Raw genomic sequence first — 26,327 nt, 5'->3', positions numbered from 1 at the left:
TGGCGGGCTGAGGATCCGGTCAGCTGCCGCGCCGCCGCACCGCATGCGTTCGAGTGTGCGGTGCGGCGGCCGCGGCATGTGCGGGGGAGGGGCGGGTGAAGGCGGCGTCGAAGATGTCCCGGGCGTGGCGTGCGGTGTCGGCGCGGTCCTCGGGGGCGGATTTGGCGATCATGGTCGCCAGCATCGCGACCGCGACCATCGCGTGATCGGTGGAAAGGTGGGTTTCCAGGGTGCCGGCGGCCTGTTCGCGCTCGACGATCAGGGCGATCGTGTCGCGGGTGCGATCGCCCAGCAGGGTGACCCGCGGATCGTCCCGGTTGGAGTTCATCAGCTCGGTCAGCGCCGCCGAGCTCAGGGCCTGTTCGGTGACTCGGTCGAACAGGTCCGCGAGGGTGGTATCCGATTGCACCGCAAGCGATTCCAGTTCCCGGATGCTCGGTTCGAAGACCGCCGCGGCGAGGGCGATCCGGTCGCTGAAGTGGCGGTACATACTGCCCTGGCCGACGCCCGCCCGGCGCGCGATCTCCTTCATCGGGGCGGTGTAGCCCAACTCGGCGAAAACCTCCCGCGCGGCGTCGATGAGGGCCTGCCGATTGGCGGGCCCGGCACTGGGTCCGCGATTTGCTTTCGGAGACTGCGGCATGCGTGTAGCGTAGTACCGGACAGCGGTGTCCGGTATGGAGGTGTCATGAAACACAGCAGCTACGAACTCCAGCACACGACCCTGGGCGTCGTCACCGGCGTCGGCGGCACACTGGGTGCGGCCTGCGCCCGGCAGCTGGTCGATCACGTCGACAGGCTGCTGCTGGTGGATCGGGATTCGCATGCGGCCGCCGCCGCGGCGCGCGAGCTCGTGCACGACGCCGGTGTGGCCGCGGAACCGTTCGCCCTGGACATCACCGACGCGGACGCCCCGGCCCGGCTGGCCGCGCGCATCGGTGAACTCGGCACCCTGCGTGCGGTCGCCCACATGGATTTCTGCACACCGTCCATGGCCACCGCCGCGGAACTGCTCACCGATCTGATCGCCACCGCCCGCCTCGCCGAAACGCTGCGGCCGCTGGCCGGAAACGGCACCGCCACCGTCGTACTCTCGGCCATGTCGCCGATGCTGGACCCGAACGTCCCCGATCCGGCCGCGCTGGCGGTCCTCGACGATCCACTGCACCCGGAATTCCCCGAACGCATGCGCGAGGCGCTCGGCCCGACGATCGACATCCCGGCCGCCGCCTCCACCTGGGCCAATCGCGGCATCCACCGTTTCGTGCGCCGCGAGTCGGTGCGCCTGGGCGCGGTCGGCGCCCGAATCTGCTCGGTCTCCCAGGGCATCATCGACCTTCCGTCGATGCGCATGGAGGCCGCCGAGTTCCCGATCATCGACCGCATCGTGCGCACAACACCGCTGGGCCGAATGGGTCATGCGGAGGAAGTCGCCGCAGTGGTCACCTTCGCACTGTCCGAACAGGCCAGCTTCCTCAACGGCATCGACCTACTGGTCGACGGCGGCGCATGTGCCGCCGCCGACACCGCCCCGGCCCACACCCCGGCCGCAACCCGCACCCCGGTCCTGGCGAGCTGAAACTCCCCGCGAACCGGATCAGGCGAACATCTCATCCAGCGTGGTGACGGTGAGTACCTGTGCCAGCCAGGTGCGAACCTGTTCGGGGGTAGCAGCCTGTACGCGTCGTTCGAGGGTGGTCGGGAGAGGGCCGAACTTCGCGTCCAGCACTTCGATCAGCACTTCTGCACGTCCGCGTGCCTCGGCGAGTTCGATGCCGCGTGCCATGCCGCGTGCTTCGATTTGTTGTTCCGTGGTCACCCGGGCCTCCTTGGCGTGTGGGCGGACGTGGTCGATGACTTCGGCGGGTTCGAGTCTCAGGCGAACATCTCGTCCAAGGCGGTGGCGGTGAGTACCTGTGTCAGCCAGGTGCGGATCTGTTCGGGGGCTGCGGATTGCACGCGTCGTTCGAGGGTGGTGGGGAGGGGGCCGAACTTCGTGTGCAGCAGTTCGATCAGTGCTTCCACTCGTCCGCGTGCTGTTCCGCGTGCCTCGCCGAGCTTGATGCCGCGTGCTTCGCCGAGTTCGATGCCGCGTGCCTTGCCGAGCTTGATGCCGCGTGCTTCGATTTGTTGTTCCGTGGTCACCCGGGCCTCCTTGGCGTGTGGGCCGACGTGGTCGATGACTTCGGCTATTTCTTCTTCGGGGGTGTTGCCGACAGTACGAATATAGTGCAGGGCCGTGGTGAGTTTGGTGTGTGCGTCGGGGTCGGCTTCGAGTTCGGGGAGGAGTTGGGCGAGGACGGTGTGCATGGTGGTGTTGCCGTAGGCGGTGCGGAGGCTGACCAGGGCGATGAGTACCTCGGGTGTGAAGTGTTGTGCGCGAAGGTGTTCGAGGTCCTCGTGGGTGGTGTCGCGGAGCAGGAACTCGAGTTGGGGGAGGTAGGGGCCGAGTTCTGCGCGGGTGGCGTCGTCGATGTCGAACAGGTCGGAGAATTGCGAGAACGGCTGGATGGAGCGAGTGCCCGATAGCTGAATCGGATCGGAGCTGATTCCGTCGGCAGGTCGGGCGTTCTTATGCCGAGAGCGCGAAACCGCCTGTCACTCTGAGGGTTTCGCCGGTGATGAAGGCGGATTTCGATGATGCGAGGTACAGCAGGGCATCGACGATGTCGGTCTCGCTGCCTGCGCGGGACAGGAGTTGTTGTCCGAGAACGCGTTTCAGGTCGGCTTCGGGGAGTTCGGCGCGGACGGTGTCGGTGAGGATGAGTCCGGGGGCGATGGCGTTGACGCGGATCCCGTCGGCGGCGTATTCGCGGGCGAAAGACATGGTCAGGCCGCGGACGGCGAGTTTGGAGACGCCGTAGACGGTGTGGTTTCCGTAGGCGGCCGAGGACGAGATGTTCACGATGGCGGCGCCGGGGCGGCCGGTCATCAGGGGGTGGGCGGCCATGGTGCACATGACCGTGCCCATCACGTTGACATCGAAGACGCGCTGGACCGTGGACAGGCCCAGCTCGTGGAACGGGCGGTTGTAGGCCGCGTGCAGTCCGGCATTGTTGACCAGGATGTCCAGGCCGCCGTGTCGGGTGGCGACCGCGTCCATCGCGGCGGCGACGCCGGATTCGTCCGCGACATCGCAGGCCAGGCCGGTGACGTCCGCGCCGTTCGCGGACAGTTCGGCGGCCGCGGAAGTCGCGGCCTCGCCGTCGATATCCGCCAGGACCACGCGGGCGCCGCGCGCGGACAGGGCCGCGCCGAACGCCTTGCCGAATCCGCGCCCGCCGCCGGTGATGAAGGCGACCCTGTCCCGGAATTCACTGTCCTGGAATTCGTTGTCTGCCATGGGATTTCTCCGTTTCTCTGGTGTCGAACGGGGTCAGCGCGGTGCGAAACGCTGGCCCGCGTCCAGGCGCAGGCACTGACCGTTCAACATGGGGTTGTCCACGACGGCGAGGGCGAGTTTCGCGTACTCCACCGGCCTGCCGAGCCGATGCGGGAAGGCCGCGTCCCTGACCAGCGCACTCCTGGTCTCCTCCGGAATCTTTTCCGTCGCACCGGTTTCGAACAGACTGGGCGCGATGGCCACCACCCGGATACCCCTCGAACCCAGGTCGCGGGCCATGGTGAGCGACATCCCCGCGATGGCGGCCTTCGCGGCCGAGTATGCGACCTGCCCGATCTGGCCCTCGAAGGCCGCGATGGACGAGGTGTTGATGATGACGCCGCGCTCCCCGGTACCTTCGGGATCCTCGGGCTCGTTCTCGTTCATGTGCGACGCGGCCAACCGGCTGATGTTGAACGTCGCCACCGCGTTCAGGTCCAGAATCCGGCGGAAGGCGGTCAGATCGTGCGGGCCCTGCTTACCGAGCGTGCGCCGCACACTGCCGCCGCCCGCGGTCGTGACCGAGATATGCAGTCCGCCAAGCAATTCCACGGCCGCGGCGAGAGCGGCTTCGGTGCCCTCGAAGTCCGTCACGTCGACCTCGTGGAAACTGCCGCCGATCGCCGCGGCCACCTCGGCGCCCGCCGACCCCGGCCGATCCAGGATCGCCACGTTCGCCCCACGCGCGGCGAGCAGTTCCGCGGTGGCCCGGCCCATCCCCGACGCACCGCCGAACACCACGGCCTTCTTGTTGCTGATCTCCATCGAATTCCTTTCGCGCTAAAGAGATGTCGTGGCCCGTTGCAGCAGCGTGCACAGGCGATCGCGGTGCACGTCGGCATCGCCGTACAGCACGCAGTCGGTCTTGGCGCGGCGGATGTACAGATGCAGATCGTGTTCCCAGGTGAAGCCGATGCCGCCGTGCAGTTGCAGGGCCGAATCGGCGACGTCGGCGGCCGCGCCGGAAACATAGGAGGCCGCCACGCACGCCGAGCGCGCCCGGTCGCCGGCCTCGGCGTCCGCGGCCATGGCCGCGTAGTAGGTGGCCGCGCGCGAGCCGTGCACGAGCATCGCCATATCGGTGCACGCGTGCTTGACCGCCTGAAAACTACCGATCGGCCGATCGAACTGCACCCGAACCTTGGTGTACTCGACGGTGAGTTCGAGCATGCGCTGCATGGCTCCCAGAGCGTCGGCGCAGCACAGGGTGGTCGCGTAGTCGAGCATGCGTTGGATCTCCTCCGGCCCGCCGCCCAACCGGTGATCCATTGGGACACGGACACTTTCGAGCCGCACCTCGTAGAACGCGCGTGTCGGGTCGAGAGTCTGTTCACGCCGCACAGTGACACCGGGGGAGTTCCGATCGACCAGGAACGAGGCGGGGGAGTCGTCGTGAACGGCGGTGACGAGCAGCCAGCGCGCCCCACCCGCGTCCTGTACGGCGGTCTTGACCCCGTCGAGCACGATGCCGTCCCCATCCGCGCGGGCCACGGTCCGAATACCGTCCAGCGTCCACGGCGCATTACGTTCCCCGAAAGCCCAAGTAGCCCAACAAGACCCATCGGCAAGCTCGGCGCAGACCCGCGCACGCAATTCCGGTCGCCCGCCACCGGCCACCGCCGCCCCGACGATCGCACTCGACATGAACGGCCCCCGCACCAGCGCCCGCCCGCCCTCCTCGGCAACGAGCGCAAGCTCGACCAACCCCTGCCCCGCACCCCCGTACTGCTCGGGCAACCCCAACCCCGGCCAACCGAGCTCCCCGCCCAGCCGCCACAACTCCGGATCCACGTCCAGCGCACTGTCGAGCCCGCTGCGCACGAGGTCGAGGGATGCCCGCTCGGACAGCAGGTCGCGCGAGATCTCCCGCAGCATCGCCTGCTCGTCGCTCAGCTCGAAGTTCATCGGTCACCACCTGTGTCCGTAGTAGGTCGTCGCGCGTAGATGAAAGTATACTGTTTTACGGATCAAGTCGAGCTCTGCTCGAGATATGCCAGGGAAATCCGGCGTCATACTTCAAACAGAGTGCAATGAATTATGTCTTCGGGACGGTGATCGATCCGCGACCGGAGGCGCGCTCATATGTCGCGCGGTGGGAGACGCGAGACGGCTGCTGGTCCGGCAGCGGAGAAGTTCCCGCTCAGCGGGAGAACGCGGGTGTGGTTCGCGGGCAGCGGTTGTGATGTGCGACATGCGTCGCCGGGTGCGATGCGGATTCTCGAAAGGACTCGATGATGAGTGGATTGGTCCGGCGATCTTCGTCCGAGACTGACGTGACGAAAGTCATGAAGGCGAGTCCAGCGGATTCGAGTGTGCGATCGGCGAGGAATACGTTGTGTGCCAGTGTAAAACGATTCACCCGACATGAGTCGATGGCATTATGGTGTTATGCACCTCAGGTACCAGTTCCGCGTCTACCCGACACTGGGGCAGCAGGTGGCGTTGGCGAAGGCATTCGGGTGCGCCAGGGTTGTGTTCAACGATGCTCTGCGAGCGCGGCAGGAAGCGTTCGAGATCGGCGAGCGTATCAGCGATGCCGAACTATCGAAGCGGCTCACCGAAGCGAAGAAGACTCCCGAGCGGGCTTGGTTGGCGGAGACGTCCAGTGTGGTTCTGCAACAAGCATTGGCGGACCTGAACGCCGCGTATCGCAACTTCTTTCAGTCGATTGCGGGCAAACGCAAGGGTGTCAAGGTCGCCCTGCCGAAGTTCCGATCCCGCAAGGACAACCGGCAGTCGATCAGGTTCACCAGGAATTCGAAGTTCGTGGTAACCGCGAGCGGCAAGCTCCGGTTGCCGAAGGTCGGGGATGTCCCAGTGCGCTGGTCGCGGGAGTTGCCGTCCGAGCCGTCGTCAGTGACAGTAATAAAGGACGCTGCGGGCAGGTACTTCGCGTCGTTCGTCGTGCAGGCCGACGATGTGCCACTGCCGCCTTCGGATTCGGAGGTTGGCGTCGATCTGGGGTTGGCCACGTTTGCGGTCCTATCGGACGGCAAGACGATCGCGTCGCCACGGTTTCTGCGTCGTGCGGAACGGAAGTTGCGGAAAGTGCAGAAGGCATTGTCTCGCAAGGAAAAAGGCTCCGCGAACCGAGCGAAAGCTCGACTGAAGGTCGCAAAGGTTCATGCCAGGTTGGCCGATACCCGCAGGGACTGGGCACACAAGCACTCCACGCGAATCATCCGCGACAACCAAGCGGTGTTCGTAGAGGACTTGAACGTCAGCGCTTTGGCTCGAACCCGGTTGGCGAAATCGATCCGCGATGCCAGCTGGGGCATGTTTATACGCATGCTGGAGGAGAAATCCCGGCGATATGGGCGTACCTTCGGCGCGGTCGACCGATTCTTTCCGTCTACGCGCATGTGCTCCGCATGCGGAGCGATCGGCGAGAAGAAACCCCTGCATGTCCGCTCTTGGACCTGTGTCTGTGGTGCTGTACACGACCGAGATCTGAACGCTGCGAAGAACATCTTGGCCGCCGGACGGGCGGACAATCCAAACGACTGTGGAGTCGAGGTAAGACCGGAACCTGTTCCGGCGCATGGCTGAGAAGCAGTAACCCTCCTGGAGCGCTATTGGCGCTGGCAGGAATCTCTGGCCATCAGGCGGGAGAGGACGTCAAATCATGGTCTCTATTACGGGCCGTGATGGTGTTGCCGCGCGGCGTTCCGCGGATGCGTTCCGAGCAGGTCGGCGACGTGCGCGCGATCGATGATGTGGTCACGTGATGGTCGGGCTCGTCCTGGTGGCGAATCTGTCGGTGGTGCTGTTCGCGGTGGTCTGCCGTGCCTACGACCGGCACAGATTCTCGGTGGCCGCGCGCGGCCACGACCGACACTCACCGGATAGAGTATCCTCTTTATCGGAGATGTTCAGAAGATTGCGGCGACAAGTGCGGGGAGAGTGCATGAAGAGGGTATGTAATTCCGCCCGGACAGTGGGTTGCGTCGCGACGGACGGAAATCCGGGGGTGAAGCCATGAGCCTGGTGTTCACCCCCGAACAGGAGGAGTTGCGCGCGACGGTGCGCCGTTTCCTGGCCGAGAAGTCGCCGAGCGCGCAGGTGCGACGCTGGATCGACGCGGCCGCCGGCTACGACCCGCGGTTGTGGGATCGGATGGCCACCGAACTCGGCCTGCACGGCCTGGCCTTGCCGGAGCGATTCGGCGGTTCGGGTGGCGGTCCGGTCGAACTCGGCATCGTGCTCGAGGAGATGGGCCGGGCGCTGGTCCCCTCGCCGTACTTCGCCACGGTCGCCCTGGCAGGGCAGGCCCTGGTCGCATCGAATGATGTTGCGGCCCAGGAGGCTTGGCTGCCAGGCATCGTCGACGGCTCGGTGCTCGCCACACTGGCACTGGCCGAGGAGTCCGGATCCTGGCGACTCGCGGACGTCGCGACCGTCGCCGAACCCGGCCCCGCAGGCTGGACGCTGTCGGGCACGAAGATGTTCGTCATCGACGGCCATCGCGCCGATCTGCTGCTGGTGGTGGCGCGGACCGAAGCCGGACCCGGCCTGTTCGCGGTCACCGCCGACGCCGCCGGACTGACCCGTCGTCGCATCGAAACATTCGACGCGACAAGGCAATTGGCGCGAATAGAGCTGAACTTCACACCGGCCCAACGCATCGGACCGGACGACTCGACGCACTACCTGCGCGAGATCCTCGACCTGGCGATCACCGCGCTGGCCGCCGAACAGGTCGGCGGCACCCAGGCATGCCTGGACGCCGCGGTCGACTACGCCAAGATCCGCGTCCAGTTCGACCGCCCCATCGGCTCGTTCCAGGCGATCAAACACAAATGCGCGGACCTGCTGCTGGACCTCGAGGCCGCACGGTCTGCGGCGTATCACGCGGCCGCGGTCGCCGCCGACGAGCCGGGCGAACTCCCCGCCGCCGCGGCGTTGGCCGCCTCCTGGTGCTCGGCGGCCTTCACCCGCGCGGCCAAGGAGAACATCCAGATCCACGGCGGCATCGGTTACACCTGGGAGCACGACGCACACCTGTATCTCAAGCGCGCCAAGGCATCCGAGCAGCTGTTCGGCGCTCCCGCACTGCACCGATCCCGGCTCGCCGAACTCGTCGGCATCACCCGGGACCCGAAAATTCCTGCCGAGCCCGGCTCGGTCCTGGCGAAAGGCTGACCACGTGGGAATTCGCGAACGCCTGTCCCGCCTCCTGGCCGAGGCTCCCGCCGATGCCGAGGCGATCGAGCGCGACGAGATCTGGTGGACCTGGGGGCAATTGCGACAGACCGCGCAGGCCGTGATCGCCGCACTCGAGGCGGCCGGGCTGGGTGAGAGTGCTCGTGTCGGCGTCGTGCTGGAGAACCGGCCCGAACACGTCGCGGTGGTGGCGGCGCTGATCGCGTCGGGCCGCTGCACGGTGACACTCAGCCCGCTCCAGCCTCCGGCCCGCCTCGCGGCGCACATCGCGCGGTCGCGCCCGCCGGTCGTGATCGCGGCCACCGAGGCACTCGCGCGTCCCGGTGTCCTGGACGCCGCGCGCGAGGTGAGTCTGGTGCTGGAACTACGCACCGACGGATCGGTACACCGCTCGGGTGGCGCGACCCGGACCTCGGACGACACCACCCCGACCACGAATCCCGGTGTGGCAGTGGAGATGTTGACCTCCGGCACCACCGGCGCTCCGAAAACGGTGAACCTGGCCTTCGAACAACTCGATCAGGCCCTGGTCTCCGGCGGCCAGGTCCCCAAGGCCGACCGCCTGCTGTCCCGTTCGGCCTCGCTCGTCTCCGCCCCGCTGGTGCACATCGGCGGTCTGTGGCGCGCCCTGGCCTGCCTGGCCACCGGCCGCCGCATGATCCTGATGCCCAAATTCGTTCTCGACCAATGGATCTCGGCCGTCGAACGGCACCAACTGCGCGCCGCGAGTCTGGTCCCCGCGGCCCTGCGGACCGTCCTGGACGCGGGCGTTCCCGCCGCTCGGATCGCCAGCCTCGAGGTCGTCACCTCCGGTACCGCCCCGTGCCCGAAGGAGTTGGCGGACAACTTCTTCCGCACCTACGGCATCCCGGTGCTGATGACCTACGGCGCCACCGAATTCGCCGGTGCGGTCGCCGGCTGGACCCTGCCGCTGCATCGGCAGTGGTGGGATACCAAGGCGGGCAGCGCCGGTCGCGCACTCGCGGGCGCGCAGCTGCGCATCACCGGCGACGACGGCGCGCAACTCCCGGACGGACAGCAGGGCCGCCTCGAGGTCCGCACCGCGCAGACCGGTCAGGGCGAGACGAACTGGGTCCGCACCAGCGATCTGGCCCGCATGGACCCCGACGGCTTCCTCTGGATCGAGGGCCGCGCCGACGACGCGATCATCCGCGGCGGTTTCAAAGTCCAGCCCGAAACCGTGCAGCGCGCCCTGGAAAAGCATGCGGCAGTACGGGAAGCGGCGGTCGTGAGCCTGCCCGACGAACGCCTCGGCCAGGTCCCCGTGGCCGCCGTCGAGGCCACCCCCGGACAGCCCGTCCCCGAGGTTGCCGACCTGCTCGACCTGTGCCGCGAACACCTGCTGCCCTACGAGGTACCGGTCCACATCGTCGTCCTGGACGAACTGCCACGCACCCCGTCGAGCAAGGTCAGCCGCGTCGAACTGCTCGATATCCTGCGCACCCGCCTCGCGGACCGGACCACCACGTGAACGATCGAACAGGAGTATCGATGACCCAGGAGCGCACCGCGACGTTCGGCCTGCTGACCGACGAGGCGATCGAACGATCCCGGCTGCGCCTGGGCGTGCCGAAGCCGCAACCCAATCCGCCGCACAACTACGAGGTGACCTGGGATGGCGTGCGGCACTTCGCTTTCGGTTACGGCGATGACAATCCGCTGTACTGCGATCCGGAGCACGCGGCCTCGACCCGATGGGGTGGGCTGATCGCGCCGCCGACCTTCCTCTACACGATGGGTGAGGATGCGGCCCCGAAACCGGATGCCGAGACCAAGGCGCTGCTGAAGGGCGACCCGTTCGCCGGTCTGGGTTCGTATCAGGCGGTCATGGAATACGAATGGTGGCAACCACTTCGGCTCGGTGACCGCTGCCGGGTGTTGCAGACCCAGGTCGGTGTCGCGCTCAAACCGAGCCGGTTCGGCGGGCGCACAGCGCATGTCACCCAGGACTACCTGTACGCCAACGGCCGCGGTGAGATGCATGCGGTGCGCCGGGGCGCCTGGATCAACGCCGAGCGGCACACCTCCAAGAAGCGATCCACCGAAGCCCTTGTGCAGCAACCGTATACGCCCGAGGAACTCGCCGAGATCGACGCCGCCTACGCCGCGGAGACCCGGCGCGGCGCGGTGCCACGCTGGTGGGAGGACGTGGAAATCGGAGATGTCTTGCAGCCCAAGGTCAAAGGGCCGCTGACCACGACCGATGTGGTGGTGTGGCATCTGGGCTGGGGCATGCAGCTGACCCCGCCGGGCGCGTTCAAGATCGCCGCGCGGATCCGCCGCAAGGCCCCGGGCCTGTATCCGCCCAACCCGCTGAACATCCCCGACACCGTGCAACGCCTGCACTGGGAGCCAGAACGCGCCCGCGAACTCGGCCTGCCCAATCCCTACGACTACGGCGGCATGCGCGAAACCTGGCTGGTGCACCTGCTCACCGACTGGATCGGCGACGACGGCTGGCTGTGGAAGCTGCGCTGCGAGCACCGCAAGTTCAACTACCTCGGCGACACCACCTGGGTGCGCGGCGAGGTCGTCGACAAGCGAAAGATCGACGGCCGCAACGAGGTTCACCTCGAGGTGCGCTGCGAGAACCAGCGCGGCGAGATCACCACCCCGGGCACGGCCGTGGTTCTGCTGCCCAGCCGCGACGGCGCGGTCGAACTACCCGCGCCCCCGGCTCCGGATCTGGACGGTATGGTCGCGCACGAGCTGGCCCGGTTCAGCGTCTGAACGAGTTGTTGCGATATGCCTGTGCCACAGGGGTTTTCAGTGCCACCAGGGGGTGAGGGCGTCGAGGTGGCGGCGCATGCGGTGCCGCGCCACCCCGGCGTCACCCTGCACGATCGCGTCGAGGATGCGGCCGTGCGCCTGTTCGACCTCGTCGGCGGCCTGCGCGCCGGGCAGCGGTTGCCCGCCGCCTTCGGCGTGCCGCCGGAACAGTTCGGTGAGGATCGAAAGGAACAGCGACAGCACCGGATTGCCCGCCAGCGCGGCCAGTTCGGTGTGGAACAGATCGGCCTTGCGCGAATCCTCCGGCGGCCCCTCCGACGGCCAGCGCACGGCCCGGCCGAGTCGGTCGACCGCCTCGGGATCCCCCGCGGCCAGACGTTCGGTCACGCGGGCGACCAGGCCCAATTCGATGGCGTTGCGCACGGTTTGCAGATCCGCGGCCGTGACGCCCTGATACTCCAGATACAGCGCCATGGTGTCCACACTGGCCTGCGCCTCGGGTTCCGCGACGATCAACCCGCCGCCGGGCCCGCGACGCATCCGGGCCACCGAGTGGTACTCCAGCAGCCGCACCGCCTCCCGCAGCACCGCGCGGCTGACGCCGTAGCGGCCCAGCAGATCGGTCTCCGAGCCCAGCACCATGCCGACCTGCCAGCCGCGTGCGGCGATGTCCTCGTGGATGCGGCCCGCGACGATCTCGGCGAGTTTGGCCCCGGGACCCTCGACCACCTCGGGCTCGACCACCGGACCCTTGATCCGGGAGGCGCGGCGCACCCGATGTTTCTCGATCCACTCCGCCACCGATTCCAGGTGCGCGGTCAGTTCGATCTGGGCGCGGGCGCCGTCGCCCGCGATCACCGCGTCCACCACGGCCCGATGTGCCTCGTGCGCAACGGTTTTGGAGTCCAGCACCTCCGCCTTGGACAGTCGGCGGGAGGTGTGGGCGTAGCGGGCGGTGAGGCGGGTGAGCACCTCGATGAACAACCGCAACACCGGATTTCCCGACAGCGCGCCCAGCGTGAGGTGCAGCGGATCCTCCGCCGAGACGCCCGGATCCTCCCGGCGGACGGACTCGTCGGCCAGGATCGCGCGCAGCGATTCGATGCTGTCCTCGGTGATCCGCTCGGCCGCCAGCCCCGCGGCCATGGGTTCGAGCAGCAGCCGGGCCTCGAGCAGGTCCGCGACGCTGGTGCCGACGTATTCGAGATAGATGACGATGGCCCGGGTCGCGGGCCCGGCGTCGGGCGCGCAGATGAACAGCCCGCCGTTGGGTCCGCGCCGCATCCGGGCGACCTGATGGTGTTCCACCAGTCGCACCGCCTCGCGCAGCACCGACCGGCTCACCCCGAACTGCTCGCGCAACCCGACCTCCGAGCCGAGCGTCTCGCCGACCGGCCACCCCTCCCGGATGACGGTCTCCTCGATGCGTCGCGCGATCTGGGCGGCCAGTTTGCCGCCCACGGCTTCGGTCTCGATACGCGGCTCGCCGTCGGCGGGCTCGGTCTCGACGGCAGTCGCCATGGACACTCCTCGGGGTGGGTTTCGGATCCTCAGTGTAGTCAGCTGGGGGTTTGTGATCGGTGTGACGTGCGGTCCCGGGGTGTGCGAGTTGGAGTACGGGCCACTGTTTCGCGGGGTCGGGTCGGCTGTTCGATGCGCGAAGACATGGTTTGAAAGTATACTCTTTTAAATCTCCCACCCCCGATCGGCGGGATGTATTCCGGGTCGCGGTCGAGAAGTTCGAATATAGAGTGCAATTAATCCGAGTGCTGCGGCTCGAGAAGAGGAGCGTGGAGTAATGCGGTTGGAATCCACACCGGAGCTGGAGGCATTCCGGAAACGGGTGCGCGCGTTCATCGCCGAGCATGCGCCCGGCATCAAGCAGCACGCTGGAGTCCGCGCGCCCGAGCCCGAACTCGTTCCGGCGATTCGGGATTGGACCGCGAAGCTGTATGCGGCGGGTCTGCTCGGCATCGACTGGCCCGCGGAATTCGGCGGTCGTCCCGACGCGCATCCGCTCGAATCCTTCGTCGTCGCCGAGGAGATCGCCCGCGCCCGCACCTGGTCGCCGATCGGCGCGGCGACGCTGGCCGCCGCCGCGATCATCGAATTCGGCACGCCCGAACTGCGGATGCGCCTGCTGCCCCGGATTCGCAGCGGTGCGGACATCTGGTGTCAGCTGTTCAGCGAACCGGGCGCGGGTTCGGACCTGGCGTCCCTGCGCACCCGCGCCCGGCTGGAAGGCGAGGGCGAGAACGCGGTGTTCGTCGTCGACGGGCAGAAGGTGTGGACCACCAACGGCCAGCACGCCGACATGGGTTACCTGCTCGCCCGCACCGACCCCGACGCGCCGCGCAAACACGGCGGCATCACCGCCTTCGCCCTGGATATGCGGACGCCGGGCGTCACCGTGCGGCCGCTGCGCGAGATCACCGGGACCACCGATTTCAACGAGGTCTTCCTCGACGACGTCCGCATCCCGGTCGCGAATGTGATCGGCCGGGTGCACGAGGGCTGGCGGGCGGCGATGAGCAGCCTGGGCCACGAGCGTTCGGGGGTGGCCGCGCGCGGCGCGGAACTGCTCACCACCCTGGACGACCTGCTCCGCCTCGCCGCCGAGACGACCGTGAACGGCGTTGCAGCACTGGAGGATTCCGCGACCCGCCGCACCATCGGCGAACTCGCCACCCGCGTGCACGTGAACGCCGCCATTCTCGGCCTCACCCAGTCCCGCATGCTGCATCACACCGAACAGCCCGCCGACGCGCCGCTGGGCAAGATCTTCTTCAGCGAGCTCAATCACGATCTGGTCGCCTACGGCGTCCGGTTGCAGGGCACCGCCGGACTCTTGCAGGAGGCCGATCCGGCGGTCGTGGCCGGTGGCTGGTGGCAGGACGCGCAACTGTATTCGCGCGCCTACACGATCGCGGGCGGCGCCAACGAGATCCTGCGCACCCAGGTCGCAGAGCGCGGGCTGGGATTACCCCGGTGAGATGAGCACCCGCCCGCGCCCGGCCGCCTCACATCGACGCGCCGAATTCGAGATACGACGGATCCGAGGAATCCCGCGCACCCCAGTTGGCGGGCCCGGCCTCCGAGGCGGGCGAGCGGACCTCACGGAACAGATCCGCGACATAGGTTCGGTGATCGATCGCCCACACACCCTCGCGACACGACCAACGGTCGATGTACCTGCCACGATGGAACTGATCGGTCACGAATCCGTCGGCGGGCGAGGTCTGCAACCACACCGCGACATACGCTTCGCTGACGGCGGTCCCGGCCGGGAGATCGACCCGGATGATCGCATTGCTCACCCGATGCGAATGCGCGCGGAATCCGGCATGGAACTCCCACACGAAATCCAGGAAACCCGTTCCGGTGCCACGGAATCCGGGACCGTAGTCGGCGGTCCCGTCGGCGTGCCACACGCTCTCGGCCAGTGGTCGATCCATGCGATCCAACCCTCGGCAATAGGCGTGCAGCACCTCGCGAACGGCTTCCTTGGCGGACAGGATCGCGACGGAATCGTCGGGAATGCTCATCTGCGTTCTCCTCGCTCGATATCGGCCGTGGCGCAACGGCGTCGGCCCGTGCTCAGCGCTAACAGAGAACGCGGCCGGGAGGAGTTCGGCCGTCCCGGAGACCGGAAGCCCGCCGCCCTCGAGCCTGCCGGCCCGCGGCCCGAAAAGTGCCCTGGCGCAGGACTTTCCACTGGGCGAGACGTCCGCGACGGGCATTTTCGGCCGGTGCTACAGATGAACCTGCGCAACCAGCCCACACTCGAGAAACGGTTCCGTCTGATGAAGATCACCATCGACACCACCAAATGCTCCGGCCACGCGCGTTGCTGGGCGACCTCCCCGGATGTGTTCGAACTCGACGACGACGGTTACGCACTCGCCTACGACGGTGAGATTCCCGCCGAACTCGCCGTCGCGGCCCGCGAGGGCGCGCTGGCCTGTCCGGAACGGGCGATTGCCGTAGAGTGACTGTCGGATCATCGTGTTCCCAAGTCCCGCAAAGGAAGTCACCGTGTCGCTGACCGTCTTGGATCCGCATTCGGCCCTGATCGTGATCGATCTGCAAAAGGGCGTCGCGGCGCTGCCGCTGGCGCATCCGGTCGCCGAGGTCGCGGGTAATGCGGCCCGGTTGGCCCAGGGGTTCCGGGCGCGGGGGCTGCCGGTGATCCTGGTGCGGGCCACGGGGATGGCGCCGGGGCGCACCGAACGCTCGTTCAGCAGGCCGGCCGATGCGCCGCGCCCGCCCGCGGATTCGGCGGATCTCCTCCCGGAGCTGAATCAGCAGGACTCCGATCACGAACTGCTCAAGCAGACCTGGGGTGCGTTCATGAATCCGGAGCTGGATCAGCTGCTGCGGAAACTGGAGGTCACGCAGGTCGTGGTGATCGGTATCGCGACGAGTTTCGGTGTCGAATCGACCGCGCGGCAGGCGTACGAGCACGGCTACCACGTCACCCTGGCCACCGACGCGATGACGGATTTCAGCGTCGAGGCGCACGAGGGCAGCGTCGTGCGGATCTTCCCGTCGCTCGGGGAGACCGGGACCACCGCGGAGGTCCTCGCACTGCTCGAGTCGGCCCCGGCCTGAGTTCAGGCGTTCTCGAGGTAGGCCAGTACCGCCAGCACGCGGCGGTGTCCGCTGTCGGTCGGCGGCAGGCCCAGCTTCTGGAAGACGTTGCCGATATGTTTGCTGACCGCGCGCTCGGTGACCACCAGGGTGGCCGCGATGGTGGTGTTGTCGTGTCCGGCGGCCATCAGTTCGAGTACCTCGCGTTCGCGCGGGGTCAGCGAGTCCAGGGGTGAGTTCTTGCGTCGGGTGAGCAACTGGCTCACCACCTCCGGGTCCAGCGCGGTGCCTCCGGCCGCGACGCGGTCGAGCGCGTCCAGGAATTCGTCGACGCGGCCGACGCGGTCCTTGAGCAGATAGCCGATGCCGGCCGCGCCGCCGCCGAGAAGCTCTGTGGCATAGGACTGTTCGACGTACTGCGACAGCACGAGCACTGGCAGACCGGGGAGTTCGGCGCGGGCCGCGAGGGCGGCGCGCAACCCTTCGTCGCGGAAATCGGGCGGCATCCGCACATCCAGGACCGCGATGTCGGGCCGGTGTTCGCGCAGGGCGGGCAGGATCTCCGGGCCGGTGCCCGCGACGGCCGCCACCTCGTGTCCGGCGGAGGTCAGCAACAGCACCAGGCCCTCGCGCAACAGGGCGTTGTCCTCGGCGATCACCACACGCACGGCAATTCCACCTCGATCACGGTCGGGCCCCCGACGGGGCTGGTCAGCGACAACGTACCGTCCAGCGCGGCGATGCGACGGCGCATCCCGGCCAGTCCGGAACCACCCGGCGCGCTGGCGGTATCCGGGGGTTTCTCCTGCGCGCCGCCGACGCCGTCGTCGCGCACCGCGACCCGCAGTCCGCGCGGCATGCGGGTCAGGCTCACCTCGGCGCGCCGGGCCCCGCTGTGTTTGGCCGCGTTCGTCAACGCTTCCGCGACAACGAAATACGCGGCGGCCTCGAGCGCCGCGGGTGCGCGGGCGGTGTCGAGGGCGCGATCGGAGTCCACGGTGACCTCCAGCCCGCTGTCGGCGGCCAGCGCCCGGACCGCGCCGGGCAGACCGCGATCGGTGAGGATCGGCGGATGGATGCCGCGCACGATGTGACGCAGCTCCGCCAACGCCTGTTCGGCCTGTTCCTGGGCCTGATCGAGCATGGTGCGCGCGGTGGCCGGATCCCGGTCGAGGGCGCGTTCGGCCAGGCCGATCCGCATGGTGAGCGCGACCAACCGGGCCTGGGTGCCGTCGTGCAGATCGCGTTCGATGCGGCGCAGCTCGGCCTCGTGCGCGGCGATCGCACCCGCTCGCGTCTGGGTCAGCTCGGCCACCCGGGCGGCCAGCAGCGCCTTGGGCGGTGGTTGGAGCAGTCGCCGCGACCATTCGGCATCCAGGTCGGCCACCCGGCTGATCAGCGGTAATACGACGGCTTCGCGTCCGAGCAGCCCGCACCACACGCCGTCGATCAGGATTCCGGCGATCCAGAGCGGAATCACCAGCACGGCGAGCAGCCCGTAGACGTAGTACGCCACCATCCAGCGCAGATCCGAGAACGCGGTGGGGTCGTGGCGGACCGCGTCCAGGCTCTCTCGCAGCCCGCCCTCGATCGGCTGATACGCCTCGGGGACCTGGGTTCCGGTCCAGGCCGCGACCTGCCGTCGCTTGGCTCCCGCAAAGCGCCGTATGAGCGTCACCGTCACCGGCGCGATGCCGATGCCGACGACCGCCACCGCGCCCGCCACCGTCAGCAGCAGCATATTGATGAACAGATAGTTGCCGATCGCCAGCGCGAGCGCATCGGCGAGCTGGAGGGTTGCCCGCCCCGCCTGCCGCACCGTCTTCCGCATGTTCCCAGGCTATGCGCGGTCGGGTCGCACGTCGGTGAAGCGCGGTCCCGAGCGGGGGTGTAGCCCGCTACACCCCGGATTCGGGCACGCGCTCCCTCGTTGCGACGAGCCGAAAACGGAATCGTCTACCGCAGACATCCACCGACCTCCGAATTCCGAAGGACCGACCATGAAATCGCTGCTCGCCAAGAAATCCATCCTCTGGTTCCTGTTCCTGTTCAACGCCGCGGTCGCCCTGGCCGTCGGCTTCGCCCCGGTAGCCGAGGCCGTCGGCGCGCAGGGCATCCAACAGGTGGTGACCTGCGCCGGCATGGGCGCGGTCGCCCTGGGCGCAGGCTCCGCACTCTGGCTGCGCCGGGCGCGCCCCGCCTGATTCCGGGCAGTGCTGGCCTCGATTGCCCTGGCGCACAGCGTTTTCCGCCGGGCCGCCGAGCCGATGACTTCGGCGGCCCGGACTCCCGCGATGAGGGCAGTCCATTCGCCAGGGTGAACTCCTAAGCAGAGCTACACCGTTCCCTACGGCCAGTGTGAAATAAGGAAGTCTATCCGTCCTGGGCCGGTCTACCGATCGGCTCGGCATGAAATGGCAACGCCACCAAAGCATCTGGTTGGCTGGTCTGAAAACGGCGGCAGGGCGAGCGGGGTCGTTGATCTCGGTCGCCCTGCCGTGTGTTGTTGCCTTGCTGTGCGTGGTCGTGCAGTTGCCGACTATTCGCGCGAGTGCGGTCCTCGGGCTGTGGCGCAAGGGGGATTCGCGCCGAGACTCAGCTTCGTTGTGATGCGGCGCGAAGGACGTTGCGGGCTATGACGTTTCGTTGGATCTCGTTGGTGCCTTCGCCGATTTCCAGGACCTTGGCGTCGGCGTAGAGTCGGGAGATCTTGGATTCGCGGATGTAGCCGTAGCCGCCGTGGATCTGGACGCTCGCGCCGGCCGCGCGGTTGGCGGCTTCGGAGGCGTAGAGCTTGGCCATGGCCGCGGCCTGGCCGAACGGTTTGCCGTTGTCGGCGAGCCAGGCGGCGCGGTAGACCAGGGCGCGGGCGGCCTCGACCTCGGTGGCCATATCGGCGATCATGTGCTGCACCGCCTGGAACGCCGAGAGCGGTTTGCCGAACTGTTCGCGGGCGGCGGCGTGCGCGGTCGCCAGGCGCAGGGCCTCCTGGGCGAGTGAAAGTGCCAGTGCCGCAACGCTGATGCGTCCGGCGTCGAGGACGTCGAGGAACTGCCGCAGCCCGTTGCCCTCCTCTCCGATGAGGTTCTCGGCGGGAATGCGGCAGTTCTCGAAGATCAGTTCGCGGCTGTCCATGGCGTGCCAGCCGATCTTCTTCAACGGTGCGCCCACGGAGTAGCCGGGGGTGCCGGTCGGGACGAAGAAGGTGCCGAATCGCTTGGTGTCGTCCGCATTTCGCCCAGTGACCGCCAGAATCGTTGCGCCCAGGCTGATTTCGGTGCCCGCGTTGGTGATGAACATCTTGGTGCCGTCGATCACCCACTCGTCACCCTCGCGGCGGGCGGTGGTGCGAATGCCGCTCGCGTCGGATCCGGCGGTGGGCTCGGTCAATCCGAACGCGCCGATGTGGGTGCCCTGCGCGAGCGGGGTGAGCCATGTGCGTTTCTGCTCGTCGGTGCCGAACACGGCCAGCGGGAGCGAGGCGATCGTGGAGTGCGCGTTCCAGCAGGCGGCGAAGGACTGATCGGCCGCGCCGATCGCCTCCATGGCCGCGACATAGGACAGATATCCGGCGTCGGTGCCCCCGTACTCCTGCGGAATCAGCAGACCGGTCAGATCCAGCGCACCCATCTTCAGGAATACCTCGGCGGGGAATCGCTCTGCCTCCGACCAGGATTCGGCGTGCGGCTCGATCTCGGCCGCGGCGAAGTCACGGCACAGCCGCTGTAGTTCGAGCGCCTCGGCGGGTAGGTCTAGATCCATGTCGGGAGTCCGTCCTGTCGGTGGCCGCGTAGGCGACCCTTGTTCTTTAGAACAATCGGTATAATATTGACTCCAACGGCGTGCCACGTCAACCGGCGGCGCGCCCCGCGACTTCGTGACCGATTGGCAGAGATCTATGACCGCAGCAGCGTTGACCCCACCGGATACGACCAGTCCGGCCGCGATGTCGGAGATGTACCGCAGGATGTTCCGCATCCGACGGTTCGAGGAGCGGGCGGCGCGGCTCTACGCCGACGGGCAGATCCCCGGCTTCCTGCACCTGTCCATCGGGCAGGAGGCGTCGGCGGTCGGGGCGTGCTGGCCGCTGGACGATCGTGATGTGGTCACCTCGACTCATCGCGGCCACGGGCACTGCATCGCCAAGGGCCTGGACGTCGAGGGCATGTTCGCCGAGTTGATGGGCAGGGAGACCGGAACATGCAGGGGCCGTGGAGGTTCCATGCACATCGCCGATCCGCGCCGGGGCATCTTCGGCGCGAACGGCATCGTCGGGGCGGGCCTGCCGATCGCAGTCGGCGCGGGCACCGCCGCGCAGTTGCGGCACACCGGGGGAGTGGTGGTCGCCTTCTTCGGTGACGGCGCGGTCGCCCAGGGCGTCTTCCACGAGGCGGTCAACCTGGCCGCGGTGTGGAATCTGCCGGTGGTGTTCTGGTGCGAGAACAACGGCTATTCGGAGTTCTCGCCCGCCGCCGACCAGCATCGCGCGAGCCTGCGCGAACGCGCGATCGGCTACGGCGTGGAGTTTCAGGCGGTGGACGGCAACGACGTGCTCGCGGTGGCGGAGTTGCAGAACGCGATCGTCGCCCGGGTGCGCGGCGGCGCGGGCCCGATCCTGGTCGAGGCGAGCACCTATCGCTGGCACGGGCATTACGAGGGCGACCCCGAAAGCTACCGGGACGCAACGGAACTCGAGGAGTGGAAGCAGCGCGATCCGCTGCTGGTCCTGGGCGCGACGATGCGCGCACACGGGCTCGCCGACCAGCTCACGGCCATCGAGGCGCAGATCGAGGCCGAGATCGCCGACGCGATCGAAAAGGCCACGGCCGCACCGTATCCGGCCCCGGAAACGGTCGCGGACTACGTCACCTCGCCGCGTCCGGAGCTACCCGAACCGCCGGTGCCGGAGACCGGCGCCTGGAAGGTCATGCACGCGGTCACCAACGCGCTGACCAAGGAGCTCGAGGACGATCCGGCGGTCTTCCTGGCCGGTATCGATGTCGGCAAGGGCGGCAACGTCTTCGCGCTGACTCGCGGTCTGGCGCAACGCTTTCCGGATCGTGTCCGGGACACCCCGATCTCCGAGAGCGCCATCATGGGCACCGCCGTGGGCGCGGCCATGGCCGGCTTCAAGCCGGTGGTCGAGCTGATGTACTTCGACTTCATCGGCGTCTGCCTGGATCAGCTGATGAACCAGGCGGCGAAGATGCGGTTCATGACCGGCGGCGCGGTGAGCGTCCCGCTGGTGGTGCGCACCCAGTTCGCGGCCGGGAAGTCCTCGGGCAGTCAGCATTCGCAGAGCCTCGAGGCGCTGCTGGCGCACATTCCCGGGCTCACGGTGGTGATGCCCTCGACCGTCGCGGACACCTACGGGCTGTTGCGCGCGGCGATCCAGGACCCGAATCCGGTGGTGTTCATCGAGAACCGCCTGCTCTACGGCATGAAGGGGCCGCAACCGCCGGTCGATCACATCGTTCCGCTGGGCAAGGCGATCGTGCGACGTCCCGGTACCGATGTGACCGTGGTGTCCTATTCGAAGCCGATCCACGATTGTCTCGCGGTCGCCGAACGCCTTGGCGCGGAAGGACTGTCGGTCGAGGTGATCGATCTGCGCACGATCAGCCCGCTGGATTTCGACACCGTGCTGGCCTCGCTGCGCAAGACCAATCGCCTGGTCGTGGTGCATCAGGCGGTGGGGGAGTTCGGGATCGGGGCCGAGATCGCGGCGCGTGCGGTGCGCGAGGGTTTCTGGCATCTGGACGCACCGGTGATCCGGGTGACCGCCGGTACCTCGCCCGCGCCCTACACGCCGGTGCTCGAGCAACTCTGGCTGCCGGATCAGCAGCGCATCGAGGCGGCCATCCGTGAGTCCTACGAGATGCGATCCTGACGTACGGTCCTGACCAGCATCAACATGTTCGATCGAATGGTCGGTACAGTATATGATCGAACTTTCGACGCGAATCCGGCGAAAGAGAGGATCCGATGCCCCGCCCACCCGGACACGGTCCCGCCTACGAGGTCAAGCGGCAGGAGATCATCGACACCGCCGCGGAGCTCTTCGCGCGCAAAGGCTACTCCGCCACGGGAATCGTCGAACTCGGCGACAAGGTCGGCCTCGCGAAGGGGGCGCTGTACTACTACATCGGCTCCAAGGAGAATCTGCTCGTCGAAATCCAGGAGCGGGTGCTGAACCCGCTCATCGACGCCGCGGCGCGGATCTCGGAGTACGACGCCCCGGCGCTGGTCAAGCTGCGCCTGCTCTCGGGCGAGCTGCTGAGCATGATCTTCGCGCGACTGGACCACATCTGGGTCTACGAGCACGACTATCGCCAGCTCACCGGCAAGAATCGCACCCGCATGCTGGAACGGCGGCAGACCTTCGAGGGTGTGGTGCGCGCCCTGCTGACCGCCGCCATGGACGAGGGCTCGATCCGCGGGTCCGATCCGACCCTGGCCACCCTGCAGTTCCTCAATCTGCATAACCACACCTACCAGTGGGTCAAACCGGGCCAGAAGTGGGATGCGGAGTTTCTGTCCGCGACCTATTGCGCCACGCTGTTCGGCGGATTCGCCGGTGGCACTTGCGATCTCGCGGCCGTGGAGGCGGGCGTGGCGGCGTATCGGACCGCGCCCGCCGCCTAGCGGTACGAGTTTCCGCGTCTCTTGACAGGATCGCGGCGTATGGTTTCTTATACCGATTGTTCGGAATAACTTTACCCGGACATTCGACGCCGATATTCGAAAGAGGGCGATCATGGGTTCGAGACTCGAGGGCAAGACGATTCTGGTGACCGGGGCCGCGGGCGCGCTCGGCTCGGCGGTCGCGCGCAGCTGTGCCGCCGAAGGGGCGGCCCTCGTACTGGCCGATCTGAACGTCGAGGCGGTGCAGGCGCTCGCCGACGAGATCGGGGCAGCTGGTGCGACGGCGTCGGCCGAACGTCTCGACGTGACCGACGGCGACGAGTTCGACGCCCTGGTCGCGGCGTCTGCCCAGCGGTACGGCACGTTGAACGGGCTGGTCAACACCGCGGGCATCGTGTCCCCGAACGCGCGCATCCACCACCTGTCCACGCAGGATTTCGAACGCACCGTCTCGGTCAACCTGACCGGAACCTTCCACGCGATCCGGGCCGTCGCGCGCGCCCTGCGCAAACGCTCGCCGGTCTCGATCGTGAACATCGCCTCGGTCAGCGGCCTGACCGCGTGGTCGTACGCCGCGCCGTACTGTGCCTCCAAGGCGGGCGTGATCCACCTGACCCGGGTGGCCGCGCTGGAATACGCCAAGGAGGGCATCCGGGTGAACGCGGTGTGCCCGGGCACCTTCCCGACGGCCCTGCACGAGACGCTCCCGGCCGAGGCGATGCAGGCCATCGAGGCGAAACATCCGCTGGGTCTGGGCTCCCCGGACAACCTCACCGGCGCGGTCGTCTACCTCGCCAGTGACGAATCTTCCTGGGTCACAGGACATTCCCTGGTGGTCGACGGTGGCTACTCGCTGCCGTGAGCCTGCGGTGATCTCCATCGGATTGCCGGTTGTGAGCCGGGCCAGAGTTTATTAGGCTAATCGGTACATAAAACTTCGAGGATTCTCCTCCCCACAGCGAGGCCGTGCATGTTCAACTTTGCCTCCGTGCTGGATCGCAGCGCGCACCGATACGCCGACAGGGTCGCCCTGTCCGAAGCCGATCGTGAACTCACCCACGCGGAACTGTCCGTCCGCGTCCAGGCCCTGGCCGTCGCCCTGCGACAACTCGGGCTCGGCGCGGGTGACATCATCGCGGTACTGCTCTACAACCGCGTCGAATTCGTCGAGATCATGTTGGCGGCCAACCGGATCGGCGCGGCGATAGTGCCGCTGAACTACCGGCTGTCCCCGGCGGAATGGCAGTTCATCCTGGAACATTCCGAGGCGGTCGCGATCCTGACCGAGGGCGAATTCATCGGCGGCATGGACGAACTCGCGCCGCGGCTGCCCGCCCTGCGGCACAAGCTCGGTGTCGATGTGGCGCAAGGGAATTGGCTCGACTACGAGGGCCTGCTGACCCCGCATCTCGGCGCGAGTGTGCCGATCGTGGACGTCGAACCCGATGCGCTGCAACGACTCGTGTACACCTCGGGCACCACCTCGCGGCCCAAGGGCGTGATGATCTCGCATGCGAATCTGATCTGGAAGAACCTCGCGCACATCCTCGAATTCGGGCTCACCGATGCCGACAACACCCTGGTCTGCGGCCCGCTGTACCACGTGGGCGGGATGGATCTGCCGGGTCTGGCCACCCTGCACGCCGGTGGCCGGATGAGCCTGGTGCGCCGGTTCGACGCCGCCGCGGTGGTGGACGCGATCGAGACACTGCGGCCGACCAATATCTGGCTCGCCCCGTCGATGATGAACGCCCTGCTGCAACTGCCGGACATCCTCGAGCGCGACACCTCCTCGATCCGGTTCATCACCGGCGGCGGTGAGAAGATGCCGATTCCGCTGCTGGATCGCATCGGCCGGGCCTTCCCGGATGCCTGGTTCGCCGATGCGTACGGCCTGACCGAGACGGTTTCCGGTGACACCGTGAACGATCCGGCGCACATGCGTTCCAAGGTCGGCTCGGTGGGCCGCGCGGTGGCGCACGTGCGCATCGCGGTGCTCGACGACAACGGCGAACCGGTTCCGGCCGGTGAGCTGGGCGAGGTCGCCGTGCGCGGCCCAAAGGTGATGACCGGCTACTGGCGCGACCCGGAGGCCACGCGAAAAGCCTTGCGCGAGGGCTGGTTCCACACCGGCGACATCGGCAGGCTGGACGCGGACGGCTACCTCTACATCGAGGACCGCAAGAAGGACATGATCGTCTCGGGTGGTGAGAACATCGCCACGCCGGAGGTCGAGCGGGTGCTGTACGAGCACCCGGATGTGTTGGAGGCGGCGGTGATCGGGATGTCGCATCCGCGCTGGGGTGAGGTGCCCAAGGCGTTCGTGGTGCTGCGTCCGGACAGTTCGCTCGATGCCGCGACGCTCCAGGAGTTCTGCCGGGGACGTCTGGCGAAGTACAAGGTCCCCGCGGAGGTCAGCTTCATCGATGTGCTGCCACGCACGCCTTCGGGCAAGGTTCTCAAGCGCAACCTGCGCGACACCGGCGCCTGAGCGCAGGCGCGCGGGGGTGTGGTCGACCCGTATTCATTTGATTGTACCGACCGATTGTTCTAATATTGCCTGAGGTGCACGCCGCAGAACGAGACAGGAGTCGTCCATGAGTCATTCCGACTGCGCGCACGTGCTGGTCGTCGGTGCGTCGGCCGCCGGGTTGTCCACGGTGGAATCCTTGCGGCGCAAGGGATATCACGGTGAGATCACGGTACTCGGCGACGAGTGGCATATGCCCTACGACCGTCCGCCCCTGTCCAAGCAGGTGCTCTCGGGGGCCTGGGAGCCGGACAAGGCTCAGCTGCGTTCCGCCGAGGATGTGCGCTCGCTGGACGCGGAATTCCTGCTCGGCGACGCGGCGACCGCACTGGATGTCGAATCCCGCACGGTGCGAACGCATTCCGGCCGCAGTCTGAGCGCCGACGCGATCGTGATCGCCACCGGCGTGCGGCCGCGCACCCTGCCCGGCCAGTCGGATCTGACCGGCGTCCACGTCATGCGGACCCTGGAGGATTCGCTCGCCCTCCGCGACGCGCTGGGCGGCGGCGTGCGCGTCGTGGTGGTCGGCGAAGGTGTGCTGGGTTCCGAGATCGCCGCCACCGCAAGCACTCTCGGTGCCGAGGTGACCATCGTCGGTCCACTGTCCGCGCCGATGGAGTTGCAGGTCGGCCCCTTGATCGCGGGTGTGCTCGGCGAACTGCACGCCGAACGTGGTGTGCGGCTGAGGCTGGGGACCGGCGTGCGCGAGTTGCTGAGCGCCGAAGGCCGCGTGACCGGCGTGCGGCTGACGACCGATGAGGAACTCCCCACCGATCTGGTGGTCGTCGCCATCGGCGCGATACCGAACACGCAGTGGTTGCAGGACAGCGGAATTCGGCTCGACAACGGGGTGGTGTGCGATGCGCGCTGCGGTGCCGCCGACGGTGTGTACGCGGTCGGCGACGTCGCCCGCTGGGAGCACGAGAAATTCGGGCTGATCCGGCTGGAGAACCGCACCAATGCCACCGAACAGGCCGCGGCGGTCGCGGAGAACATTCTCGGTGTGGACCGGCCGTATGTCCCGGTGCCGTACTTCTGGACCGATCAATTCGACGCGAAACTCCAGGTCCACGGCATATTGCGGCCCGGAGCCGACGTCGAGGTCGTCGAGGGTGAGATCGCGGCGCGACGTTTCGTCGCGGTGTACCGCACCGACGGCCTGGTCACCGGCGTACTCGGCTGGAATATGCCCAAACAGACCCGGCTGCGCCGACAGGAGATCCTCGACGCGCTGTTCGCCCCCAGCCCGATCGGCTGAATCCGACA

General features: G+C 67.5%; 25 protein-coding genes. 14 read left to right on the top strand and 11 right to left on the bottom strand.

What is annotated here, in order from left to right:
• Positions 1 to 19 precede the first annotated feature (19 nt).
• Entirely contained in the window at positions 20 to 643 is a 624-nt protein-coding gene (locus NRB20_RS23105; protein ID WP_153412437.1) for a TetR/AcrR family transcriptional regulator, read from the bottom strand.
• A gap of 45 nt (positions 644 to 688) precedes the next feature.
• Between NRB20_RS23105 and NRB20_RS23100 the strand changes: the two genes are divergently transcribed.
• Positions 689 to 1,579, top strand: a complete 891-nt coding sequence (locus tag NRB20_RS23100) for an SDR family oxidoreductase (protein WP_153412435.1) — start codon at positions 689 to 691, stop codon at positions 1,577 to 1,579.
• A gap of 18 nt (positions 1,580 to 1,597) precedes the next feature.
• On the opposite strand, the gene NRB20_RS23095 is transcribed toward NRB20_RS23100, so the two are convergent.
• The 5 genes from NRB20_RS23095 to NRB20_RS23075 form a co-directional block, all read right to left on the bottom strand.
• Positions 1,598 to 1,819, bottom strand: a complete 222-nt coding sequence (locus NRB20_RS23095) for an RpnC/YadD family protein (RefSeq protein ID WP_153412433.1) — start codon at positions 1,817 to 1,819, stop codon at positions 1,598 to 1,600.
• Positions 1,820 to 1,875: 56 nt separating this feature from the next.
• Positions 1,876 to 2,310, bottom strand: coding sequence for a hypothetical protein (locus NRB20_RS23090; protein ID WP_153412431.1), 435 nt, complete (start codon positions 2,308 to 2,310; stop codon positions 1,876 to 1,878).
• A gap of 262 nt (positions 2,311 to 2,572) precedes the next feature.
• On the bottom strand, positions 2,573 to 3,343 hold the full coding sequence (locus tag NRB20_RS23085) for an SDR family NAD(P)-dependent oxidoreductase (RefSeq protein WP_153412429.1): 771 nt from the start codon (positions 3,341 to 3,343) through the stop codon (positions 2,573 to 2,575).
• A gap of 33 nt (positions 3,344 to 3,376) precedes the next feature.
• A complete protein-coding gene (locus tag NRB20_RS23080; protein ID WP_153412427.1) occupies positions 3,377 to 4,147 on the bottom strand; it encodes an SDR family NAD(P)-dependent oxidoreductase in 771 nt (256 codons plus the stop codon).
• A gap of 15 nt (positions 4,148 to 4,162) precedes the next feature.
• On the bottom strand, positions 4,163 to 5,287 hold the full coding sequence (locus NRB20_RS23075; RefSeq protein ID WP_153412425.1) for an acyl-CoA dehydrogenase family protein: 1,125 nt from the start codon (positions 5,285 to 5,287) through the stop codon (positions 4,163 to 4,165).
• Between the two features lie 459 nt (positions 5,288 to 5,746).
• Here NRB20_RS23075 and NRB20_RS23070 point away from each other — a divergent pair, with 459 nt between their 5' ends.
• The 4 genes from NRB20_RS23070 to NRB20_RS23055 all read left to right on the top strand — a co-directional run bounded on the left by NRB20_RS23070 (position 5,747) and on the right by NRB20_RS23055 (position 11,296).
• On the top strand, positions 5,747 to 6,931 hold the full coding sequence (locus NRB20_RS23070) for an RNA-guided endonuclease InsQ/TnpB family protein (protein WP_319945292.1): 1,185 nt from the start codon (positions 5,747 to 5,749) through the stop codon (positions 6,929 to 6,931).
• A 429-nt stretch (positions 6,932 to 7,360) separates the two neighbouring features.
• On the top strand, positions 7,361 to 8,524 hold the full coding sequence (locus tag NRB20_RS23065; RefSeq protein ID WP_153412421.1) for an acyl-CoA dehydrogenase family protein: 1,164 nt from the start codon (positions 7,361 to 7,363) through the stop codon (positions 8,522 to 8,524).
• Between the two features lie 4 nt (positions 8,525 to 8,528).
• Complete coding sequence (locus NRB20_RS23060; protein WP_319945291.1) at positions 8,529 to 10,037, top strand: class I adenylate-forming enzyme family protein; 1,509 nt, start codon at positions 8,529 to 8,531, stop codon at positions 10,035 to 10,037.
• Positions 10,038 to 10,057: 20 nt separating this feature from the next.
• The gene (locus tag NRB20_RS23055; RefSeq protein WP_153412417.1) at positions 10,058 to 11,296 is read left to right on the top strand and encodes an FAS1-like dehydratase domain-containing protein; all 1,239 of its coding nucleotides are present in this window, start codon (positions 10,058 to 10,060) and stop codon (positions 11,294 to 11,296) included.
• A 36-nt stretch (positions 11,297 to 11,332) separates the two neighbouring features.
• On the opposite strand, the gene NRB20_RS23050 is transcribed toward NRB20_RS23055, so the two are convergent.
• Positions 11,333 to 12,817 carry a FadR/GntR family transcriptional regulator gene (locus NRB20_RS23050; RefSeq protein ID WP_153412415.1) on the bottom strand — a complete coding sequence of 495 codons (1,485 nt, stop codon included), beginning with the start codon at positions 12,815 to 12,817 and terminating at the stop codon, positions 11,333 to 11,335.
• 277 nt (positions 12,818 to 13,094) lie between these two features.
• Here NRB20_RS23050 and NRB20_RS23045 point away from each other — a divergent pair, with 277 nt between their 5' ends.
• Positions 13,095 to 14,288 carry an acyl-CoA dehydrogenase family protein gene (locus NRB20_RS23045; protein WP_153412413.1) on the top strand — a complete coding sequence of 398 codons (1,194 nt, stop codon included), beginning with the start codon at positions 13,095 to 13,097 and terminating at the stop codon, positions 14,286 to 14,288.
• A gap of 28 nt (positions 14,289 to 14,316) precedes the next feature.
• On the opposite strand, the gene NRB20_RS23040 is transcribed toward NRB20_RS23045, so the two are convergent.
• Positions 14,317 to 14,841 carry a nuclear transport factor 2 family protein gene (locus NRB20_RS23040; protein WP_153412411.1) on the bottom strand — a complete coding sequence of 175 codons (525 nt, stop codon included), beginning with the start codon at positions 14,839 to 14,841 and terminating at the stop codon, positions 14,317 to 14,319.
• 213 nt (positions 14,842 to 15,054) lie between these two features.
• Between NRB20_RS23040 and NRB20_RS23035 the strand changes: the two genes are divergently transcribed.
• On the top strand, positions 15,055 to 15,288 hold the full coding sequence (locus tag NRB20_RS23035; RefSeq protein ID WP_227833775.1) for a ferredoxin: 234 nt from the start codon (positions 15,055 to 15,057) through the stop codon (positions 15,286 to 15,288).
• Positions 15,289 to 15,331: 43 nt separating this feature from the next.
• Positions 15,332 to 15,907 (top strand): isochorismatase family protein, encoded by a 576-nt coding sequence (locus tag NRB20_RS23030; protein ID WP_319945290.1) that lies wholly within the window; start codon positions 15,332 to 15,334, stop codon positions 15,905 to 15,907.
• Between the two features lie 2 nt (positions 15,908 to 15,909).
• Here NRB20_RS23030 and NRB20_RS23025 read toward each other — a convergent pair whose 3' ends face one another.
• Together NRB20_RS23025 and NRB20_RS23020 are read right to left on the bottom strand one after the other, a co-directional pair.
• Positions 15,910 to 16,554: a response regulator transcription factor gene (locus tag NRB20_RS23025; RefSeq protein ID WP_319945289.1), complete on the bottom strand. Its 645-nt coding sequence runs from the start codon at positions 16,552 to 16,554 to the stop codon at positions 15,910 to 15,912.
• Positions 16,542 to 17,717, bottom strand: coding sequence for a sensor histidine kinase (locus tag NRB20_RS23020; RefSeq protein ID WP_153412409.1), 1,176 nt, complete (start codon positions 17,715 to 17,717; stop codon positions 16,542 to 16,544). The genes NRB20_RS23025 and NRB20_RS23020 overlap by 13 nt, the downstream gene beginning before the upstream one ends.
• A gap of 169 nt (positions 17,718 to 17,886) precedes the next feature.
• Between NRB20_RS23020 and NRB20_RS23015 the strand changes: the two genes are divergently transcribed.
• Complete coding sequence (locus NRB20_RS23015) at positions 17,887 to 18,090, top strand: hypothetical protein (RefSeq protein ID WP_153412407.1); 204 nt, start codon at positions 17,887 to 17,889, stop codon at positions 18,088 to 18,090.
• Between the two features lie 391 nt (positions 18,091 to 18,481).
• Here NRB20_RS23015 and NRB20_RS23010 read toward each other — a convergent pair whose 3' ends face one another.
• Positions 18,482 to 19,648 carry an acyl-CoA dehydrogenase family protein gene (locus NRB20_RS23010; protein WP_153412405.1) on the bottom strand — a complete coding sequence of 389 codons (1,167 nt, stop codon included), beginning with the start codon at positions 19,646 to 19,648 and terminating at the stop codon, positions 18,482 to 18,484.
• Between the two features lie 136 nt (positions 19,649 to 19,784).
• Between NRB20_RS23010 and NRB20_RS23005 the strand changes: the two genes are divergently transcribed.
• The 5 genes from NRB20_RS23005 (at position 19,785) to NRB20_RS22985 (ending at position 26,319) form a co-directional block, all read left to right on the top strand.
• On the top strand, positions 19,785 to 21,776 hold the full coding sequence (locus tag NRB20_RS23005) for an alpha-ketoacid dehydrogenase subunit alpha/beta (protein ID WP_153412403.1): 1,992 nt from the start codon (positions 19,785 to 19,787) through the stop codon (positions 21,774 to 21,776).
• A 95-nt stretch (positions 21,777 to 21,871) separates the two neighbouring features.
• Positions 21,872 to 22,531, top strand: coding sequence for a TetR/AcrR family transcriptional regulator (locus NRB20_RS23000; protein ID WP_153412401.1), 660 nt, complete (start codon positions 21,872 to 21,874; stop codon positions 22,529 to 22,531).
• Between the two features lie 112 nt (positions 22,532 to 22,643).
• The gene (locus NRB20_RS22995; protein WP_153412399.1) at positions 22,644 to 23,393 is read left to right on the top strand and encodes an SDR family NAD(P)-dependent oxidoreductase; all 750 of its coding nucleotides are present in this window, start codon (positions 22,644 to 22,646) and stop codon (positions 23,391 to 23,393) included.
• Between the two features lie 108 nt (positions 23,394 to 23,501).
• A complete protein-coding gene (locus tag NRB20_RS22990; protein WP_153412397.1) occupies positions 23,502 to 25,022 on the top strand; it encodes an acyl-CoA synthetase in 1,521 nt (506 codons plus the stop codon).
• A gap of 106 nt (positions 25,023 to 25,128) precedes the next feature.
• Positions 25,129 to 26,319, top strand: coding sequence for an NAD(P)/FAD-dependent oxidoreductase (locus NRB20_RS22985; protein WP_153412395.1), 1,191 nt, complete (start codon positions 25,129 to 25,131; stop codon positions 26,317 to 26,319).
• Positions 26,320 to 26,327: the final 8 nt, after the last annotated feature.

The sequence above is a fragment of the Nocardia macrotermitis genome (assembly GCF_009604405.1).
Lineage (GTDB): Bacteria > Actinomycetota > Actinomycetes > Mycobacteriales > Mycobacteriaceae > Nocardia > Nocardia macrotermitis.
Note: the sequence above shows the minus strand (reverse complement) of the source record. Positions and strands in the feature narration are given on the sequence as shown.